Origin of the sequence: Acinetobacter sp. YH12100 (assembly GCF_013419135.1) — a bacterium.
Taxonomy (GTDB): Bacteria; Pseudomonadota; Gammaproteobacteria; order Pseudomonadales; family Moraxellaceae; genus Acinetobacter; species Acinetobacter pseudolwoffii.
Genome location: NZ_VPAQ01000008.1, coordinates 13,878 through 32,469, shown reverse-complemented (window position 1 = coordinate 32,469; position 18,592 = coordinate 13,878). Strand labels below are relative to the sequence as shown.

Here is an 18,592-nt window from a genome sequence, read left to right as displayed (position 1 = left end):
TCTACGCTCCAAATAGTCGTGCTAACCAGCCCTTAGGTTTTACCTCGATATGACGGTAAGGACGTTCTTCGCCAAGGAAACGTGCCACGAGGTCATCATAAGCCTGACCTGCTGCAGCCTCAGTAAAAAGAATCACCGGCTTACCTTCGTTCGATGCCTGTAAAACACTTGGACACTCAGGAATAACGCCCAAGGTCGGTACACGTAAAATATCTTTAGAAATATCGTCAATCGTCAGCATTTCCTGTTTATCGGCACGTTCCGGGTTGAAACGGGTAATACACAGATGCTTACGAATGCGACCTTCGTTTTGTTCTACTTTTTTAGTTTTACTGTCAAGCATGCCAATGATACGGTCAGAGTCACGTACTGATGAAATCTCAGGATTGGTGACAATGATGGCTTCATCAGCATGGTACATGGCCAAAATAGCACCACGTTCAATACCGGCAGGTGAATCACAGATAATGTAATCAAATTCCTGCGAAAGTTCATCCATTACACGAGCAACACCTTCATCTGTTAAGGCATCTTTATCACGTGTTTGTGATGCAGGTAAAATATATAAATTTTCAATATCTTTATCGCGAATCAGTGCTTGCTGTAATCGTGCTTCGTTATTTAAAACATTCACAAAATCATAAACTACACGGCGTTCACAGCCCATAATCAAATCAAGGTTACGTAAACCTACATCGAAATCGATCACAACAGTTTTGTGACCGCGTAGGGCTAAACCTGTTGCAAAAGATGCACTTGTTGTAGTTTTACCTACACCACCTTTGCCTGACGTTACGACAACAATTTTCGCCACCGAATCCACTCCTGTTATGGTTCAAATCCCCTGTTTAAAATGGGGTTTTGGGTATTTATTTATACATTAAAATTGTAGAGCTTCAAATACAAGCTCTTGTTGATCATTCAAGTAAATATGCACTGATTTCTTAACGACATGCGGGGGAATATCATCCGCTACGCAATAGGTTCCCGCAATCGAGATCAGTTCTGCTTCAAGGCTGTGACAGAAAATACGAGCTGCCGTATTCCCCCCGACACCTGCAATGACACGACCACGTGCGCTGCCATACACATGGATATTGCCTGAAGCAATCAGTTCTGAACCACTGTTGATGCCGGCATTGATAATAATGTCGCCATTATGCTGCACAATACATTGGCCCGTCCGCAGAATTTCATCATGATATGAGGTCACATGCGCAACGATCGGGGCAGCAGCTGCCTGATCATCACTTGCCGCTGCTTCTGGCTTAACTTCTACCACCTGTTCTTTCGTGGCTTTCACTTCTTCTAACTGGCGATCGGGTGGCAGAACCGGGAACTGAATGGAACGCGCCTGATCACCCAGTAAACCCTCAGTCACGGCCATTGGCTGTACATCTAAGTCGATTAACAGCTGAATCAGGGCAATCAGTTCCTGTTCAACTGAACTTTCAATGACGGCCAAAGTGCCAGATGGGAATGCAGCTTGTAATTTTGGGCTAAGTTGCTGGCGGATGGCATCATGATCATTGGTATCTAAGCTAATGCGTATTGCATTGACCATTCTGCCTTTTATCCGTATATCAGCCATAATTCTTCCTTAAATACTTCTGACTTGCTGGTTTTATGTCGAAGCAATGTTGTAAATAGTGCAAATCCTAGAACAAATTGGCGTAATTCTCTAGCGATCTCAGTTATTTTTTTATGCCAACAGAACCGGATGATTTTATCTGGTTCTGCACTTTAAATGTTATCTATCTATTGAGCGCTGATTTTGCTCATGTTCTTCTAAAATCTGTTGCCACTGTTTGACTTTCACCTGTTTTTGGATCGCTTCAAGTGTTTCAAAAACAGCCGATTCGACCAACTTATCAATATGTGGATTATGTTCAATCTGAATCTGGCTGATTTTATCTGAAATTAGGGTAAAAGTAGGATTTTCTTTTTGGCCGGTATGAGTAAAGGGATCAATCAGACCTTGGGTGATATTTTCCCCTAGACGTTGGCCAATACTTTGAATTTGTTGTTCAATCCGGCTACCGACAAGTGGAATTAATCGCAATAACTGGGTCAGTTCCGGGGTGTCTTCAATGGCTTGACTGACCACTTGCCCGACATTTTTAGCAATCATGGAACGTTGTGCCTGCAACTCTTTACCCAAAGATTCCTGCAAGATGTCTGCCAAGGCAACTGCCAGTAATTTACGATGATGTTCTACCAAATCATCAATCAATTTTTTATGTGATGTACTGGTGCTGAGTTCACGCTTAATACCGTCCAGTACAGTCAGCACCACACGGCTGGAAAGTTCTTCCATGAGCATGTTGTAATAAAAATTGCCTTGACGATACCAGCGCTCGGGAATGACTTTATAACCGTGACTATGCAAGTTATAGCCAATCGCGACCGCACGTAACAGACGCAGAAAGCGCAGTTGTGGAATAATGGAGAGAATTTCATACCAATGTACGAATGGAAAAAACCACCAGCGCCGATGATGGCGCTGAACAATGGCAATGCCCCAACGTGCCAGTAATTCACAGATCAGGAAGGTGGTAAACCAGCCCTCAGTAATGACGACCCAAGGGCGTAAATCACTTTTATAAAACTGCAAGATTTCCGGTAAACGAATGAAGTCAAACAACCATTGACCAAAATCGCTCATTAAAATGGCATTGGCACTGAGACAAAATAGATTAATGATGATTAAGACCATCATAAAAATGTCGTAAATCAGTGCAACTTTCCAGCCCCAGGTGCCTTTACGAATAAACTTAAATGAGCTAGAGGTGATGTCGGGGTTGTCGTTCTTCATAGTTACTCAGGCAAAAAATCAGACAGCGCTTTGGTCAAAGTTCTGCTGCATTTGCGCTATTAGTTGATCTTTTTCAGTCCAGATTTGATCAATCCATTTCTGGAAACGTGCACGGTATTCAGCATCATCTTCATAATTGCCGCCGAGTACCCAGTCAGGAATCTCAATTTTTCTTAAATTTACCGCAATTCGTGGCACTTCACCTAACCAAAATTCACCATAACCCGGAATACCGTCCGGATAAACGATGGTCATATCGACCAGCGCATCAATTTTATCGCCGAGAATACTCAGCGCCAAAGCCAGACCACCGGCCTTAGGTTTAAGTAAGTATTTGTAAGGAGACTGCTGCTGATCATGTTTGTCTTTGGTAAAACGCGTGCCTTCCAGATAATTTAACAGGGTAAAGGGCTGACTGATCAGCTGCTCACAGGATTTACGTGCTTCTTCCATATCGCGGTATTTTAGCGCAGGATTTTTAGCAATCTGTTCCTTGCTATGCCGTTTCATCATCGGAAAACCTAAGATTTTAAAGGCTTGACCGACAAAAGGAATAAAAATAAGTTCCCATTTTGTAAAAAAACGCGTCAGCGGCATACGGGTCAAGCCGAAGTACTGATTGACGGTGGTATCGACCCAGCTTTGATGATTACAGGTCATCAAATAACGGCCCTGCATATTTAAATCAAGTGATTCATCTACTGTTATTTGCCATTCGGTATTGTTGAGCACATTGTCAATCAGCCAGTTATTGACGCCTAACCAGCTGTTGGTAATCTTGATATTGGTTTCATCAACTTTTGCAGATTTTTTAAAAAACTTGGTAAAACCCAGCGCCAGAACCGGAGGGCCATGAAAAAAAGTACTGCCTGTCATCACTGAGGTGACAGCCAAGCCACGTGTAAGTTTTTTTAAAGTTGCTTGTTTATTGCTATTCGATGACATATCAAAACAGTCCCCAGAGATTAGTTGCTTAAATTTTTTCATATTTTGAATAATATAATGAGAGTGAGGCAAATAAAAAAGCCTAAAGGCCTAACTATGAAGATATTGTGATGAAGTCCATTGTTTTAGTTACATATAAACATTACAAAATATTGCGAAACGATTTATTATTAACAAAAATTCAATGGTTATCCCGTTCAATTTAAATCATTATTTCGCTTATACAACAAAGCATACAATAAGGAGTCATGCGATGCGTGCACTAGTAATTTCAGCAGCTGTAGCAGGGGCCGTAGCACTTACAGGTTGTCAATCAACTGGTAATAACCTCGGTGGTGTGGAATATGATAAAGCTGCTTTAGGTACTTTAATTGGTGCTGCAGCAGGTTACGGTGTTTCTAAGAGTAATGCGAATACCAGCCGTCAAAACAACCGTGCAGCAGCGATTGGTGCTGTTGTTGGTGGTGCAGCAGGTGTTTATCTTGATAACAAAGAGAAAAAATTACGTCAAGCAACAGCCGGAACTGGCGTAGATGTTAACCGTAATGCAGATGGTTCGATTAACCTTGTAATGCCAGGTAGCATTACATTTGATACCAACAAATCGAACATCAAACCAAACTTCTATGGCACTTTGAATAAAGTGGCTCAAGTATTAACCGAAGATAACCAGAGCGGTATTTTGGTCACTGGCTATACAGACAGTACCGGTAATGACTCAATCAACATCCCGTTGTCTCAAGCACGTGCTAACTCTGTAGCAACTTATTTATCAGGTCAAGGTGTTTCACGTACACGTATTAATGCTCAAGGTTTAGGTTCAGCCAACCCGATCGCAGACAATACAACTGCGGCGGGTAAAGAACAAAACCGTCGTGTAGAAATCGCGGTATATGCTGTTCAATAATCTTTAAACGCATATAAAAAAACCACCTTCGGGTGGTTTTTTTATATCTGAACATTGACCTGATTAATCGTATTTTAAATTAGGCAACTGAGGCAGAGATGACTATAATCGGAGCCGAATCTAGAAGAGGAAGCCATATGTCACTCGCCAGTCAGTTAAATGACAAGCAACTTGAAGCCATGAAATACACTCAAGGACCCTTGTTAGTACTTGCAGGAGCGGGTTCAGGCAAGACTTCAGTGATCACGCGAAAAATCGCATATCTTGTCAAGCATTGCGGGATTCCTGCGCATCGTATTACTGCAATGACCTTTACCAACAAAGCGGCACGTGAGATGAAAGAGCGTGTCAGCAAATTGTTAACCCGTGAAGAAAGTAAAGGCGTTTCAGTTTCGACTTTCCATACCTTTGGCCTGAATATGCTGCGTCTGGAGCTGAAACATACCCCCCTTAAAAATAATTTTTCGATTCTGGATGCTGACGACTGCAAACGTATTCTGATGGATTTGATGCATCGTGATAATTTATCCGGTGCAGAAAGCAAAGAACTGATTGCCAAAGCCATGAAAATGATCTCGGACTGGAAAAATGATCTGATTCCACCCGAGCAGGCGCATACCACTTGTGAAACTGCCGAAGATGTCCAGTTTGCGCATTTATATCAGCTTTATGAACGTAATCTGCGTGCCTATAATGCCGTAGATTTTGATGACCTGATCGTGATGCCGACACGTCTGCTACAGGAAAATGCCGAAGTACGGGATAAATGGCAAAACCGGGTGCGTTATTTGCTGGTCGATGAATATCAGGACACCAACACTGCACAGTATATTCTGGTGAAATTGCTGGTTGGCGTAATGGGGCAGTTCACCGCCGTAGGCGACGATGACCAGTCCATCTATGCTTGGCGTGGCGCCAAACCGGAAAATATGGCCTTGCTGCAACAAGATTTCCCGAATTTAAAAGTGATTAAACTGGAACAGAACTATCGTTCGACCAGTCGTATTCTTAAAGCAGCCAACACCGTGATTGGCAATAACCCGCATATTTTTGATAAAAAACTCTGGTCAGACAAAGGCCATGGTGAAGTGATCCGGGTGATTACTTGCCGTAATGATGATGATGAAGCAGAACGCGTGGTCAAAGACCTGATCACGCATAAATTGATGAATGGGAAAAGCTGGAAAGATTATGCGGTATTATATCGCGGCAATTTTCAGGCGCGTATTTTAGAAACCCATCTCCGTCAGATGCAGATTCCGTATAAATTGTCTGGCGGTCAATCTTTTTTCGCGCGTGCCGAAATCAAGGACATGATGAGTTATTTACGCCTGATCATTAACCCTGAAGATGACAGCGCTTTCCTACGGATTATCAATACGCCAAAACGTGCCATTGGGCCGGTGACACTGGAAAAACTGGGTCTCTTTGCTCAGGAAAATAACCTGTCACTGCTGGCTGCGGCAGCGGATCAGCGTTTGACCATGGCGATTCCGAAAAAGGCCACCACACAGTTAGCAGAGTTTGCCGACTTCATTGAGGGCTTTACCCGCAATTTACTTGATGATGATGAACCGGTACCGATCATCCGTCAGATGATGATTGAAGCAGGTTATATCGATTACATCAAGGAAACTGCAGCCACGCCGGCACAGGAAAAAACCAAGCTCGACAATATTGAAGTGCTTTATAGCAGCATCCAAAGCCTGATTAACCGCGCTGAAGATGTCGATGAAAAAAATATTGAAAGCGTGATTCGTAAAATGGTGCTGCTGGATATGCTGGAGCAGCAACAGGAAGAAGAAGATACTGACAAAGTCAACTTGTTAACCTTACATGCTTCTAAGGGGCTTGAGTTCCCTTATGTCTATCTGATCGGGCTGGAAGAAGAAATTCTGCCGCATAAGAACTCGATTGCTGCGGAGACGGTTGAAGAGGAACGTCGCCTGATGTATGTCGGGATTACCCGTGCACGTCAGGGTCTGACCATTACCTTGGCCGAACAGCGCAAGGCTGGCGGACAGATGAAGCAAATGACTCCAAGCCGTTTTCTGGATGAATTACCGGAAGATGAACTGGAATGGTTAGGTCGCAAGAAAAAGCTGGCGGGTAATATCGATCCGAAATTACAGGCGCAGCATTATCTGGATAATTTGCGCAATCTTATCAAACGATAAAGTTCAACGCTTATACATATTTTAAATGCAACAACAGGAATGAACACATGAAAGTTCAGGTGAAAGTCCTTGACTCGCGTCTCGGTCAGGAATGGCCATTACCGACTTATGCCACCACAGGTTCAGCAGGATTGGACTTGCGTGCCTGCGTCCATGAAACGACAGTGATTGAACCGGGTCAAACCGTTTTAGTGAAAACAGGCTTGGCGATTTATATCGAAGATCCTGCTTTTGCAGGTCTGATCTTGCCACGTTCAGGTTTAGGTCATAAGCACGGGATTGTGCTGGGTAATCTGGTAGGTCTTATCGATTCAGATTATCAGGGTGAATTGATGGTATCGGTCTGGAACCGGAGTCAGACTGCTTTCAGTCTGGAGCCGGGTGAACGTTTGGCGCAATATGTGCTGGTACCGGTAGTACAAGCTGAATTTGATCTGGTCAGTGAATTTGAAGCCACTGAGCGTGGTGCTGGTGGCTTTGGCCATACCGGTAAAAACTAAAGAGAAGATGACCTGCAAACAATGAATGGATGTAGGTCATTTCTTAAATACAACAAAGTAAATCCTAAACATAATGTGACGCTTAAAATGGAGTTAAAAATAAAAATTTATTTTCTATATAAATAGAGTTATTCAAAATTGAAATTTATATCTTTATTTTAATTTTAGCCGGGGAAATTAAAAATAAATATAATTAAATAAGGACTATTTCATCACAGAAATTTTCTGATTATTCAGTTAACGGTAATATTTTTATAATTGATTGTTACATTGAAATGGTTTAAAAGTAGCGGGTCTTAAAACAAAAACAAATGTTTAAAGTCATGATGATGAAATAAGTCATTTTATACCTCCTTATATTTAGTGAAAAGAACAGTTTTATGGGATCTATGAATCATCTATTCCCTATGCACATTTTTCGAGCCTATGACATACGCGGTAAAGTCAGTGTACTGGGTGCTGGGATTATCGATGCAATTGCTCACGGTTTAGCACAGCAATATCAGGCTGCGCGACAGACACGTGTCGCAATTGGCTATGATGCACGGCTTAGCAGTCCGGCTTTTGCAGAAACCATTCGCCGTATTTTTCAAGCTTATTCGATTGAAGCCACCATTGTCGGTTGTTGTTCCAGTCCGATGCTGTATTTCACCGCACGGCAATTTGATGGCAATGGCATCATGGTCACGGCCAGTCACAATCCCAAAGAAGATAATGGTATTAAATGGATTGTCTCTGGTGAGCCGCCTTGCCCAGAGATGATCCAGCAGGTGGCTCATCTGGCCAAACCACATTATAGCAATCAGCAGCTTTGCCTAGACGAACAGACTCATCAAGTTATTCCAGAATTTTGTCTAAAATATCAGCATGGTATATTAAAAGATATCCAGTTGAAGCGCTCATTTAAAGTGGTTCTGGATGGTCTGAATGGTTCAGCCGGGCGCTGTGCCAATCTGGTGCTTCAAAAAATGGGTTGTGCGGTGATGGCTTTGCGTTGTGATGCCAATGGGCATTTTCCAGACCATGCACCAGATCCTTCGCAAGACAAACATCTGGAGACTTTACGCCAAAGCATCATGCAACAGCAAGCTGATCTGGGCATTGCCCTGGATGGCGATGGCGATCGCGTGGTCTTGATTGATGCACAGGGCCAGATTATCACGGCGGATCAGTTACTGTGCCTGTTTGCCGAAATTTGCCTCACTGACTCAGCACCACGCAAGTTTGTTTATGATGTCAAATGTTCAACCCTGGTGCGAGACACCGTGCAACGTTTGGGCGGTGAGCCGGTGATGATTCGTACCGGAAGCTCATTTCTGAGAACTTATCTGGCACAATCTCAGCAGCAGGCGATTTTTGGTGGAGAATATGCCGGGCATTATGTCTTTAATGATGGCCGTGGCTGGGGCTATGATGATGGACTCTATGCAGCGCTCAGAGTCATGGAATATCTGGATCAAACTGGTCAAAGTCTTGCACAAGCTTTAGCGGCTTATCCGAAACGGCATGGGACCGAAGATCTTTATATTGCAACGCATCATGTGCATCCGGTTGAACTTTTAGACTTTGTTGAACAGCAATCTGAAAGAATTCGTGCGCAAATCAGTAAAATTGATGGGATACGTCTTGATTTTGAGGATGGTTTTGGCATCATTCGAGCATCCAATACAGGTGAGTATTTCACAGTGCGCTTTGATGCCAATGATGCTCAGGGCCTGAATGAAATTCGTCAGCTGTTTGTAGCCATGTTGCGTGAACGTTATCCACAGATCGCTCAAGATATTTTAGATGCTCAATAAGGAGAGGCGAATGCCAAATCAACAAACAGGCATCGACAAAGCACAGATTTTGACAGAAGCTTTGCCGTATATTCAACGCTTTGCGGGTAAAACCCTGGTAGTAAAATACGGCGGTAATGCGATGACCGATCCTGAGCTGGAAAGTTCATTTGCACGTGATATCGTATTATTAAAAACGGTTGGTATTAATCCGATTGTGGTGCATGGTGGGGGGCCACAAGTCGATTCCATGCTGAAACAGTTGGGCCGTGAATCAGACCGTATCGACGGGATGCGCGTGACTGATCCTGCCACGATGGAAGTCGTGGAAATGGTACTTGGCGGTAGTGTCAATAAATCGATTGTGAACCTGATCAACCAGCATGGTGGTCGTGCCATTGGCTTGACCGGTAAAGACGGCAACCTGATTCGTGCACAAAAACTGCTGATGGAAAAAGTGGCTGAAGATGGTTCGGTTCAGCAAATTGATTTGGGTCTGGTCGGTGAAGTCGTTGGCGTAAAAACCGATGTGCTGGAAATGTTCACCAACAGTGATTTCATTCCCGTGATTGCACCGCTGGGCGTGGATGAAGAAGGCAATACCTATAACATCAATGCAGACTTGGTGGCAGGTAAAGTCGCAGAAGCCCTAGGTGCAGAGAAGCTGATTCTGCTGACCAATATTACAGGTGTTCTGGATGAAAATAAAAACCTGCTGACGGGTTTAAGCACTCAGGAAGTTGACCGTCTGATTGAAACAGGCGTGATCTATGGTGGCATGATTCCTAAAGTCGGCTGTGCACTGGATGCGGTCAAAGGCGGCGTAGTGAGCGCGCATATTGTAGATGGTCGTGTGCCACATGCCAGCTTATTGGAAATTTTTACCGATCATGGCGTTGGTACACTGATTACCAACCGTGCCCATCCACCTCGTCCATAAGTTGTTTTTTTGCGGAAAAGAGCCTCAATTGAGGCTCTTTTTTATCTCTATTTATAACTGATAGCTATTTGAAATGACTCGGGTAGTCATGCACAATAAGCATCTAAGAAAATAGAAAGCTGAAACCAGACCATGTGCCAACTGCTCGGAATGAATTGTGCCACCCCGACGGATATTACCTTTTCATTTCGTGGGTTTTCCCAGCGGGCCGGAATTACCTCGGATCATGCCGACGGTTTTGGAATTGCTTTTTTTGAGGATAAAGCCTGTCGCCTATTTGTCGATAACCAGTCTGCGGTTGAATCTCCGATTGCCGAGCTGGTGCGTAACTATCCGATCAAATCCCGTAATGTGATTGCGCACATCCGTAAAGCCACCCAAGGCAAAATCAATCTGGAAAATTCGCATCCATTTAGCCGCGAACTGTGGGGCCGGCAGTGGATTTTTGCCCATAATGGCGATTTGCATGAGTATTTTCCGGTGCTGAGTGGCCGTTTTACCCCAGTCGGCAATACTGATAGTGAGCGCGCTTTTTGCTATTTGCTCGATCAGCTGGTCAAACGCTTTGGTTATGATGAACCGAGTCTGGATCAGGTCTTTGAACTACTTGCTGAGGTTTCACCTGCGATTGCAGAACACGGCACTTTTAATTTCTGTCTTTCCAATGGGCAGGCGCTGTTTAGCTATGCCATTACCAAATTGCACTGGCTGGTGCGTGAATACCCGTTTAGACCGGCACAGCTGATTGATATTGATGTCGAGGTGGACTTTAGTCAGGTCACTACGCCTAAGGACAGGGTTGCAGTTATTACCACCGAGCCATTGACACAAAATGAGGAATGGACCGCTTTTCAGCCGGGTGAAATGATTCTGTTTAAAGAGGGTGCCAAGTTCCGTTCGCAACTGACTCGGGTAGATCGGTTGGAACGGGAACGTCTAGATCCGTCCTTAAAACGTGTGACCAAAGCAGATTTATATTAAAAATAGATTTTTTTATTTTAAAGATGGGATTTAATTCCTATTTTTTAATATCTTTTTTATTTAAATTAAAGAGAAACCATATTATTAGAAATAGTAGATTGATTAAAAAATATCTGATTCTTATACTCGGGTTTAAAATATATTCCTAATGAAAACAGTTAATTGCAAGGTTTCTCTTAAATTAAGCCGAAAGCCGACTAATTTACTTCATTTTTATTCAAATCAATACGTTATATGATGATTTTTATGTGATAAGTCCTTAATATTTATAGGTGGTCGTAATGAAAATGAAATGGGTTCCAGACTATAATACTGGTATCGATGTGATTGACGATCAGCACAAACGAATTCTCGATTATATCAATGAAATTGATGAGATCAATGTAAATACCGACCGTGCCCGTATTAAACAGATCCTCGAAAATATTATTGATTATACCCAGTCACATTTCACTTTTGAGGAATCTCTTCAGGAAGAAGCCGGCTATAAATACCGGGTGCCGCACAAACGTGTGCATGACCTGTTTATCAAGAAAATCGAGTCTTATCGTGATCGTTTTGAACTGGGGCAGTCAATTGAATCAGAACTGCATGAAGTATTATCTAAATGGTTAATCAACCATATTCAGCACGATGACGCTGATTATGTCGGCGCAGTCAAAGAAAATATGATGGGCATTATCAAAGAAAAAGAACAGAAAAAAGGTAAAAACTGGTTCGCTCGTTTCTTCTCATAATAAAAGACGTAACGAGATAACAAGAATTACAATTTAATAATAAATTTTGCGCAGCAAATCACTGTCATGGTGGTTTGCTTTTTGTTTTTGATTTTCACCGCTTCACAAGGCAAAATAGCGCTAGATTTTTATAGGAATGCATCATGCAGGACAATGCTATGTCAAAATGGTTATCACCGCTGATGGCTTTCTGTTTATCGTTTATTATCATCGCGACGCTCGCACCGATAACGGGTATACAGATTGATCGTCAGCTGGATTTCTGGATGCTCTGGTTAGCCACTATGCTGATTCTGGCGCTTCCCATCTGCTACTTGGAAATTGCTTTGGCCAAGCGCTCTAAAACAACGGCATTACAGGCACTGTCAACGCTGACCCGTGAAGCAGATGCCTCACAAAAATGGCGTATAGTCGGCTGGCTCAGTGTGATCTTTATTCCTTTTCTGGCCGGTGCCATGCTGAACAATGCCAGCAATGTTCTGGCGCTTGCTGCTCTTGATCTTGCACCGAATCTTTTGTTTATAGGTCTGGTAATTGCCGCTCTGGTCTTGTCACTGCTGCCGCGTCAAATTTTGTTAGTCATTACGGCGATTGGCGTACTGGCATCTCTGATCTTGGCAAATGTGATGGGAACTGCGCTACCTGCATGGCAAGTCACGCCAGTTGAATTCTCGGAATGGGGCAATGCCACCGTATTGGCACTGGTTGCAAGTGGCCTAGGCATGGGCTTGTACTGGCAGTCTAGCCTGAGTGCTGTACAACAGCAGGATGTCGCCAGCAAGACGGTCTTGCCGATCTGGATCGCACAATTGCTTGCTGTGATTGTATTTGCCTTCTTTGCTGTACAAGCACAAATCCCTGCATTTACGTTGGTGGCCGCGATTGTAGCGACTGCTGCATTCATCCTGCAGATGGCACGAGAGCAGTTACAGCAACGTCAGCTTCACCCTGCGATTCAATGGGCGATTATGGCTGTCGTCACCCTGATCTGGGCCATTCCAAATGTGACACCAATGTTCAACGTAGTCTTACTGCTTTGGGGCTTATTGATTTGTTTGATTTACGCGCTCTTTGCGGGCTGGATCATGAAGATCAGCCATTTACGTAAATCAATGAATTTTAGCTCTGAAGGGTTCTATAACCTGTGGCGTATTGCTGTCCGTGTGGTATTGCCTGTTTCGATTATCGTGGCGATGGTCGCTGTTCTAGGACAACTGTTCTGATGAATAATGCACTGATCTGGGTGGCCTATGCGACTCCGGAGCAACAGTTTCATCTGGCTGTGCCATTTCAGCCCGGCATGACAGCATTGGATGCCATCCAGCAAAGTGGCATAGCAGAGCAGGTTACCCTACCTGAACCCTTGTCTTTGGGCATCTTTGGTGTACGCTTGCAAGATCATCAGCAGCCACTTGCAGCAGGTGATCGAGTCGAAATTTACCGAGCACTGACTATCAATCCTAAAGATATCCGACGTAAACGTGCCGAGAAAAATCCGGTGGGTCGTTATGCCAGAGGCAATCTTTTAAGAAAGCTGAAACCATCTTCCGAATAGAAAGCGGCTTGAATGAGCATTAGTTTCAATGATCTGCTCAATCAATCGACTTAATCAAAAAAGCCCCTGATGATTCAGGGGCTTTTTCATGAGAAAGCGACTATAGTGGAGGCGCATTTAAAATTGCTTCTTTTGAACCTGGTAAGCCGGGTTGAGATTCTGGAATGGTTTCCAGACCTTCAACACGTTCCACGATACCAGACTGGTTAAAGTAAATTTTCAAATGCTGGCCTTGGGCTGCCGGGATCTTGGCTTTTTTAGCGTAGGTTCCTGGGGTATAGTTATAGATGTAGTCCCAGCGTAAAGGATTCAGCGGATCGCTTACCGTTGGACTGCCCAGTAAGAAACGCACCTGTTGATGACTCATTCCCACTTGAATTTTAGCGGCTTGAGCTTGGGTTAAAGGGGTTCCTTGAGGAATATCTACTTTATAAACACCTAATGTCGAACAGCCGACGAGCAAGGAAGTGACGAATAACGTCAACATGATTTTTTGCATTTTGCTAAACTATCCCAAATTAATTATGATGCATTTGATCCAAGGATAGATCATACTGCATCTAAAGTTTGTTGCATATTCCAACTTTGATTTTGTTGAGAGACCTTTTTACATGACTATTTCAAACCAAGATTTACGAAAAGCTGGACTGAAAGTTACCCTTCCACGAATTAAAATATTAGAATTACTAGAAAATTCAAGACAACATCATTTAAGTGCGGAAGATATTTACAAGACTTTACTCGATCAGGGTGAAGATGTAGGTTTAGCAACTGTGTATCGTGTGTTAACACAGTTTGAAGCCGCGGGTATTATTGAGCGTCATAATTTTGAAAACAATCATTCCGTTTTCGAGATCATGCAGGAAGATCACCACGATCACCTGGTCTGTTTGAATTGCAGCAAAGTTGTTGAATTTATTAATGATACGATTGAAAAAGAGCAGCATGATGTTGCTGAAAAATTTGGTTTTGAATTAACCGGTCACTCTCTGAATCTGTATGGCTACTGCGATGCGCCGGCCTGTCAGGAAGTGTTTCGTAAAAAATAATTTGCACTCCGGTTGAAACAAAAAAAACAGGCTTCTTGAAGCCTGTTTTTTTATGTGCTCAATCTGATCAGGACTGGCCATCAAAGGTGATATTGGAATGTGCACGTAATAAATGACTGCCGCCTTCTTCTGCCAGTTTGATTTGCAGACGTAAGTCATTGGGTGAATCCGCATGTTTCAGCGCATCTTTATAGCTGATCTGCTTGGCCTTATACAGGTCATACAGTGCCTGATCGAAGGTTTGCATGCCCAGTTCACGGGAACGCTTCATCAGGTCCTTGATCTCATGCACATCACCTTTACGGATCAGGTCAGCAATCAGGGGGGAGTTAATCAGAATCTCAATCGCGGCACGACGACCATTGCCATCGATGGTTGGGATCAGTTGCTGTGCCACAATGGCTTTCATGTTCAGCGACAAATCCATGAACAGCTGGTTATGCCGGTCTGCTTCAAAGAAATGAATGATCCGGTCAATGGCCTGGTTGGCGTTGTTGGCATGCAGGGTCGCAAAGACCAGATGGCCGGTTTCGGCAAAGGCAATCGCATAATCCATGGTTTCACGCGAACGAATCTCACCAATCAGAATCACGTCCGGCGCCTGACGTAAGGTGTTTTTCAGGGCAATTTCAAAGGAATCGGTATCAATCCCGACTTCACGCTGGGTGATGATACAGCCTTTATGCTGGTGAACGAATTCGATCGGATCTTCAATAGTAATGATATGACCTTTGGAATTTTCATTGCGATAACCGACCAGCGAGGCCAGCGAAGTTGATTTACCGGTACCGGTTGCCCCGACAAAAATAATGATGCCGCGTTTGGTCATCGCCAGTTCTTTTAGAATCGGCGGTAATTTGAGTTCATCCATGGTCGGAATCACGGTTTCAATCCGACGCAAAACCATACCCGGCTGATCACGCTGCTGAAAGGCACTGACACGGAAGCGGGCACTTTTATCCGGTGTACTGATGGCAAAGTTACATTCACGCGTGTCTGCAAATTCTTTACGCTGCTTGTCGCTCATGATGGAGTGAAGCAGTTGCCCCACTGCCGCGCCGGGTAATTTTATCGAACCAATCGGTAAAATCTGCCCATTAATTTTGATTGAAGGTTCGACATCGGCTGTAATGAACAGATCCGATGCTTTTTTCTCCACCATATAATCGAGTAAGCCGTTAAAATCCATGTATAAAAACCCCAATACAATTAATTTTTCTTATAAGAATGCTTCTGGCTGTTTGGCTGCAGTACGTGCCACTTGCGGGCTGATGAGACCTTTAGATACCAGGGTTTTCAGGGTCTGATCCAGTGTGGTCATGCCATAGTTGGCACCGGTCTGAATCGCAGAATACATTTGTGCGACTTTATTTTCACGAATCAGGTTACGGATTGCAGGAATACCAATCATGATCTCATGTGCCGCAACACGTCCGCCGCCATTTTTCTTCAGCAAGGCCTGTGAAACCACAGCCTGCAATGATTCCGATAACATGGCACGAACCATATCTTTTTCTTCGGCAGGAAATACGTCAATCACACGGTCAATGGTTTTGGCCGCAGAGGTGGTATGCAGGGTGCCAAACACCAGGTGACCAGTTTCTGCCGCAGTTAAGGCCAGACGGATGGTTTCAAGGTCACGCATCTCACCAACCAGAATAATATCCGGGTCTTCACGCAGTGCGGAACGCAGGGCTTCATTAAAGCCGTGCGTATCACGATGCACTTCACGCTGGTTGATCAGGCATTTCTTGGATTGATGCACAAATTCGATTGGATCTTCGACGGTCAGAATATGGTCATAGCGGTTGTCGTTAATATAATCCAGCATCGCCGCCAAGGTGGTTGATTTACCCGAACCGGTTGGCCCTGTGACCAGTACCAGACCACGCGGATATTCACAGATATCTTTAAAAATCTGTCCCATGCCCAGATCTTCAAGGGTCAGAACTTTGGATGGAATGGTACGGAATACTGCACCGGCACCACGGTTCTGGTTAAATGCGTTGACACGGAAACGGGCCACACCGGGTACTTCAAAAGAAAAGTCAGTTTCCAGATTTTCTTCAAAATCACGGCGCTGTTTATCGTTCATGATGTCATAAACAAGTTTATGTACTTCTTTATGTTCTAATGCTGGCAGGTTGATACGACGAACTTCCCCATCGACACGAATCATTGGCGGTAAGCCTGCAGACAAGTGTAAATCCGACGCACCATTTTTAGCAGAAAATGCCAACAATTCTGTGATATCCATAAGGTCCCCGAGTTCATTAAAATGTTAATTATTTTGATAGAATAATAAGGCTTTCCCACAGCTTAACCAACCCTTAGTTTATGGGCAAGGGAAAAAAAGATGAATGAAATGAGAACCCCATCAATGAATATGTTGCAACAGTCACGAAATCAGGTTTTAGCGCAAATTGAAACAGCCTGTGCTCAGGCCGGTCGTGAGCCAGATTCGGTGCAACTGCTGGCCGTTTCCAAGACCCAGCCGAGTGCAGTACTGGCTGATATGTATCAGGCGGGACAACGTGCCTTTGGCGAAAACTATTTGCAGGAAGCGCTGGAGAAAATTACGGCTCTAAAAGACTTGGAAATTGAATGGCATTTTATTGGCCATGTACAGCGTAACAAGACCAAGCATCTGGCAGAAAATTTTGCCTGGGTGCATGGGGTGGGTCGTCTGATTATTGCCGAGCGTTTATCCAATCAGCGTAGAGAAGATCAGCTCGCGCTGAATATCTGTCTTCAGGTCAATATTGATGCTCAGGATACGAAAGATGGTTGCCAACCGGAAGAAGTTGCGGATTTAGTTAGACAAATCAGCCAACTGCCAAATGTACGATTACGTGGCCTGATGGTGATTCCAGCGCCGGGCAATCCTCAAGCTTTCATCGAGGCTAAAGCTTTATTTGATAGGGTGAAAGCTCAGCATGCGCATCCTGAAGATTGGGATACTTTAAGTATGGGCATGTCGGCCGATATGCAGGCTGCAATTGCTGCCGGTTCCAGCATGGTGCGTGTCGGCACGGCATTATTTGGTGCACGTCCTCAAAAGGATTAACAGGCGTTGTCGGGTTATTTTGAAAAAGTATGATTAAGCGTTATTCGATAACGCTTTTTTTCTTTGTGGCTCCAGCCATTTTGCCATGAGCCAGGCAAAGACAATCAGGCTGCCCATACTGCCGAGCAAGGCTAAAACAGCGCCGCCCAGACCATAAGCCAAGGTTGCCGGAACACAGCCCAGAATAAACAGCAGCAAAGGGAAATGGGTTACATACAAGGTATAGGAAAAATCAGCGGATTGTACCCAGACCGGATTGTAGTGACTGCGCTGCTGCTGGAGTTGTACCAGCCAGCAGCTAAATGCTAGGCCGATACAGAAATTAAAGAGAGTAAAATTTGCAGCGCGATATTGTCGGGCTTGATCGACGATATGAAACTGGTAAGCATCAATGCAGGCGATTAGAAATGCCAAGCCAAATAACCCCAGTTTAAGCACTTGTAACCGGTTTAGAAAATGTCGCTGGATATGACGAAATGAACAGGCAAAGGCCATCAGCCAGACCAGAAAATAAATAAAAAACTGAATATTCAGGATGGATAAAACGATTAAAACACTAAAAAAGCCGATTTTGGCTATTTCTGAATCTTTGAAAAAAGGTAGAAATCCGGCCAAGACATAGAACCAGACTTCATAACTCAGGCTCCAGAGCGGGGCATTGGCTGAAACTGTAGGCGTGACGAAGCCATTCAAAAACAGCAGAGCGCCAATAAAATCACCTGAATCGAGACTATAGTCAGTCCGGATCATCATGCCAAAACTGTTTTGAAAGGCATGGCTTTGAGTGGCAAAGAGTAGTGGCGCCAACAGATACAACAACAGGCTCAGAGCCATGGCAAACAGAAAAGGTGGTAAAATCCTGCGATAACGCTGTTGGGTATAACGGCGCAGATTGAACTGACCATGCTGATGAATATTGTGCTGGATCGAATAGCCAATCAGATAACCACTCAGAACAAAGAAAATCATGACCGCGGCCTGACCAAGCAGGCGCACCCATGAATACAGGCTGAGGTCAAAAGGGGCGATAAAGGCCTGAAAGCAATGCGTGAACAGTACAACAATGGCACTGATGCCCCGTAGGCTCTCGAGCTGTAAGCTGAAATAGGGCGAGAGCTTGTCTGGGGCAGGGTGCATCATT

At 44.1% G+C, this 18,592-nt stretch carries 19 protein-coding genes; 11 read left to right on the top strand and 8 right to left on the bottom strand.

The annotated features are described in order from the left end of the window. Nucleotide 1 precedes the first annotated feature (1 nt). The 4 genes from minD to FTU40_RS07090 form a co-directional block, all read right to left on the bottom strand. Nucleotides 2-814: a septum site-determining protein MinD gene (minD, locus tag FTU40_RS07105; RefSeq protein WP_005096033.1), complete on the bottom strand. Its 813-nt coding sequence runs from the start codon at nt 812-814 to the stop codon at nt 2-4. A gap of 66 nt (nt 815-880) precedes the next feature. Then, nucleotides 881-1,591: a septum site-determining protein MinC gene (gene minC, locus FTU40_RS07100; RefSeq protein WP_180040279.1), complete on the bottom strand. Its 711-nt coding sequence runs from the start codon at nt 1,589-1,591 to the stop codon at nt 881-883. Nucleotides 1,592-1,750: 159 nt separating this feature from the next. After that, nucleotides 1,751-2,815, bottom strand: coding sequence for a preprotein translocase subunit SecA (locus FTU40_RS07095; RefSeq protein ID WP_180040277.1), 1,065 nt, complete (start codon nt 2,813-2,815; stop codon nt 1,751-1,753). Between the two features lie 18 nt (nt 2,816-2,833). Further along, nucleotides 2,834-3,760, bottom strand: a complete 927-nt coding sequence (locus tag FTU40_RS07090; RefSeq protein WP_074384134.1) for an acyltransferase — start codon at nt 3,758-3,760, stop codon at nt 2,834-2,836. A gap of 253 nt (nt 3,761-4,013) precedes the next feature. Between FTU40_RS07090 and FTU40_RS07085 the strand changes: the two genes are divergently transcribed. The 9 genes from FTU40_RS07085 to FTU40_RS07045 all read left to right on the top strand — a co-directional run bounded on the left by FTU40_RS07085 (nt 4,014) and on the right by FTU40_RS07045 (nt 13,335). After that, nucleotides 4,014-4,667: an OmpA family protein gene (locus FTU40_RS07085; RefSeq protein WP_074384135.1), complete on the top strand. Its 654-nt coding sequence runs from the start codon at nt 4,014-4,016 to the stop codon at nt 4,665-4,667. Between the two features lie 137 nt (nt 4,668-4,804). Beyond that, on the top strand, nt 4,805-6,844 hold the full coding sequence (locus FTU40_RS07080) for a UvrD-helicase domain-containing protein (protein WP_005096042.1): 2,040 nt from the start codon (nt 4,805-4,807) through the stop codon (nt 6,842-6,844). Between the two features lie 47 nt (nt 6,845-6,891). Further along, entirely contained in the window at nt 6,892-7,344 is a 453-nt protein-coding gene (dut, locus tag FTU40_RS07075) for a dUTP diphosphatase (RefSeq protein ID WP_005172331.1), read from the top strand. 380 nt (nt 7,345-7,724) lie between these two features. Continuing rightward, entirely contained in the window at nt 7,725-9,143 is a 1,419-nt protein-coding gene (locus FTU40_RS07070) for a phosphomannomutase/phosphoglucomutase (protein ID WP_159516751.1), read from the top strand. 10 nt (nt 9,144-9,153) lie between these two features. Then, on the top strand, nt 9,154-10,062 hold the full coding sequence (gene argB, locus FTU40_RS07065; protein ID WP_005096046.1) for an acetylglutamate kinase: 909 nt from the start codon (nt 9,154-9,156) through the stop codon (nt 10,060-10,062). A gap of 132 nt (nt 10,063-10,194) precedes the next feature. After that, nucleotides 10,195-11,043, top strand: a complete 849-nt coding sequence (locus tag FTU40_RS07060; RefSeq protein WP_005096047.1) for a class II glutamine amidotransferase — start codon at nt 10,195-10,197, stop codon at nt 11,041-11,043. A gap of 281 nt (nt 11,044-11,324) precedes the next feature. After that, complete coding sequence (locus FTU40_RS07055; protein WP_005096048.1) at nt 11,325-11,780, top strand: bacteriohemerythrin; 456 nt, start codon at nt 11,325-11,327, stop codon at nt 11,778-11,780. A 143-nt stretch (nt 11,781-11,923) separates the two neighbouring features. After that, a complete protein-coding gene (locus FTU40_RS07050) occupies nt 11,924-13,003 on the top strand; it encodes a hypothetical protein (protein WP_005096049.1) in 1,080 nt (359 codons plus the stop codon). Then, nucleotides 13,003-13,335, top strand: a complete 333-nt coding sequence (locus FTU40_RS07045; RefSeq protein WP_180040276.1) for an RnfH family protein — start codon at nt 13,003-13,005, stop codon at nt 13,333-13,335. Before FTU40_RS07050 ends, FTU40_RS07045 begins: the two co-directional genes overlap by 1 nt. Nucleotides 13,336-13,435: 100 nt before the next feature. Here the strand turns inward: FTU40_RS07045 and FTU40_RS07040 are convergent, their stop codons facing one another. Then, on the bottom strand, nt 13,436-13,834 hold the full coding sequence (locus tag FTU40_RS07040) for an outer membrane protein assembly factor BamE (RefSeq protein WP_004279275.1): 399 nt from the start codon (nt 13,832-13,834) through the stop codon (nt 13,436-13,438). Nucleotides 13,835-13,946: 112 nt separating this feature from the next. On the opposite strand from FTU40_RS07040, the gene fur reads away from it, so the two are divergent. Beyond that, nucleotides 13,947-14,384 carry a ferric iron uptake transcriptional regulator gene (fur, locus tag FTU40_RS07035; RefSeq protein WP_005096051.1) on the top strand — a complete coding sequence of 146 codons (438 nt, stop codon included), beginning with the start codon at nt 13,947-13,949 and terminating at the stop codon, nt 14,382-14,384. 67 nt (nt 14,385-14,451) lie between these two features. On the opposite strand, the gene FTU40_RS07030 is transcribed toward fur, so the two are convergent. Both FTU40_RS07030 and FTU40_RS07025 read right to left on the bottom strand, forming a co-directional pair. Continuing rightward, nucleotides 14,452-15,573 carry a PilT/PilU family type 4a pilus ATPase gene (locus tag FTU40_RS07030; RefSeq protein ID WP_074384137.1) on the bottom strand — a complete coding sequence of 374 codons (1,122 nt, stop codon included), beginning with the start codon at nt 15,571-15,573 and terminating at the stop codon, nt 14,452-14,454. Nucleotides 15,574-15,603: 30 nt separating this feature from the next. Continuing rightward, nucleotides 15,604-16,641, bottom strand: a complete 1,038-nt coding sequence (locus FTU40_RS07025; protein ID WP_004279279.1) for a type IV pilus twitching motility protein PilT — start codon at nt 16,639-16,641, stop codon at nt 15,604-15,606. A gap of 123 nt (nt 16,642-16,764) precedes the next feature. Between FTU40_RS07025 and FTU40_RS07020 the strand changes: the two genes are divergently transcribed. Beyond that, nucleotides 16,765-17,451 (top strand): YggS family pyridoxal phosphate-dependent enzyme, encoded by a 687-nt coding sequence (locus tag FTU40_RS07020; protein ID WP_180040355.1) that lies wholly within the window; start codon nt 16,765-16,767, stop codon nt 17,449-17,451. A gap of 33 nt (nt 17,452-17,484) precedes the next feature. Here the strand turns inward: FTU40_RS07020 and FTU40_RS07015 are convergent, their stop codons facing one another. Continuing rightward, nucleotides 17,485-18,588, bottom strand: a complete 1,104-nt coding sequence (locus FTU40_RS07015) for an acyltransferase (RefSeq protein WP_180040353.1) — start codon at nt 18,586-18,588, stop codon at nt 17,485-17,487. Nucleotides 18,589-18,592: the final 4 nt, after the last annotated feature.

Coding starts and splice junctions, on each gene's coding strand:
- minC (WP_180040279.1), bottom strand. CDS start 1,591: ATGGCTGATATACGGATAAAAGGCAGAATGGTCAATGCAATACGCATT.
- FTU40_RS07095 (WP_180040277.1), bottom strand. CDS start 2,815: ATGAAGAACGACAACCCCGACATCACCTCTAGCTCATTTAAGTTTATT.
- FTU40_RS07090 (WP_074384134.1), bottom strand. CDS start 3,760: ATGTCATCGAATAGCAATAAACAAGCAACTTTAAAAAAACTTACACGT.
- FTU40_RS07085 (WP_074384135.1), top strand. CDS start 4,014: ATGCGTGCACTAGTAATTTCAGCAGCTGTAGCAGGGGCCGTAGCACTT.
- FTU40_RS07080 (WP_005096042.1), top strand. CDS start 4,805: ATGTCACTCGCCAGTCAGTTAAATGACAAGCAACTTGAAGCCATGAAA.
- dut (WP_005172331.1), top strand. CDS start 6,892: ATGAAAGTTCAGGTGAAAGTCCTTGACTCGCGTCTCGGTCAGGAATGG.
- FTU40_RS07070 (WP_159516751.1), top strand. CDS start 7,725: ATGGGATCTATGAATCATCTATTCCCTATGCACATTTTTCGAGCCTAT.
- argB (WP_005096046.1), top strand. CDS start 9,154: ATGCCAAATCAACAAACAGGCATCGACAAAGCACAGATTTTGACAGAA.
- FTU40_RS07060 (WP_005096047.1), top strand. CDS start 10,195: ATGTGCCAACTGCTCGGAATGAATTGTGCCACCCCGACGGATATTACC.
- FTU40_RS07055 (WP_005096048.1), top strand. CDS start 11,325: ATGAAAATGAAATGGGTTCCAGACTATAATACTGGTATCGATGTGATT.
- FTU40_RS07050 (WP_005096049.1), top strand. CDS start 11,924: ATGCAGGACAATGCTATGTCAAAATGGTTATCACCGCTGATGGCTTTC.
- FTU40_RS07045 (WP_180040276.1), top strand. CDS start 13,003: ATGAATAATGCACTGATCTGGGTGGCCTATGCGACTCCGGAGCAACAG.
- FTU40_RS07040 (WP_004279275.1), bottom strand. CDS start 13,834: ATGCAAAAAATCATGTTGACGTTATTCGTCACTTCCTTGCTCGTCGGC.
- fur (WP_005096051.1), top strand. CDS start 13,947: ATGACTATTTCAAACCAAGATTTACGAAAAGCTGGACTGAAAGTTACC.
- FTU40_RS07030 (WP_074384137.1), bottom strand. CDS start 15,573: ATGGATTTTAACGGCTTACTCGATTATATGGTGGAGAAAAAAGCATCG.
- FTU40_RS07025 (WP_004279279.1), bottom strand. CDS start 16,641: ATGGATATCACAGAATTGTTGGCATTTTCTGCTAAAAATGGTGCGTCG.
- FTU40_RS07020 (WP_180040355.1), top strand. CDS start 16,765: ATGAATATGTTGCAACAGTCACGAAATCAGGTTTTAGCGCAAATTGAA.
- FTU40_RS07015 (WP_180040353.1), bottom strand. CDS start 18,588: ATGCACCCTGCCCCAGACAAGCTCTCGCCCTATTTCAGCTTACAGCTC.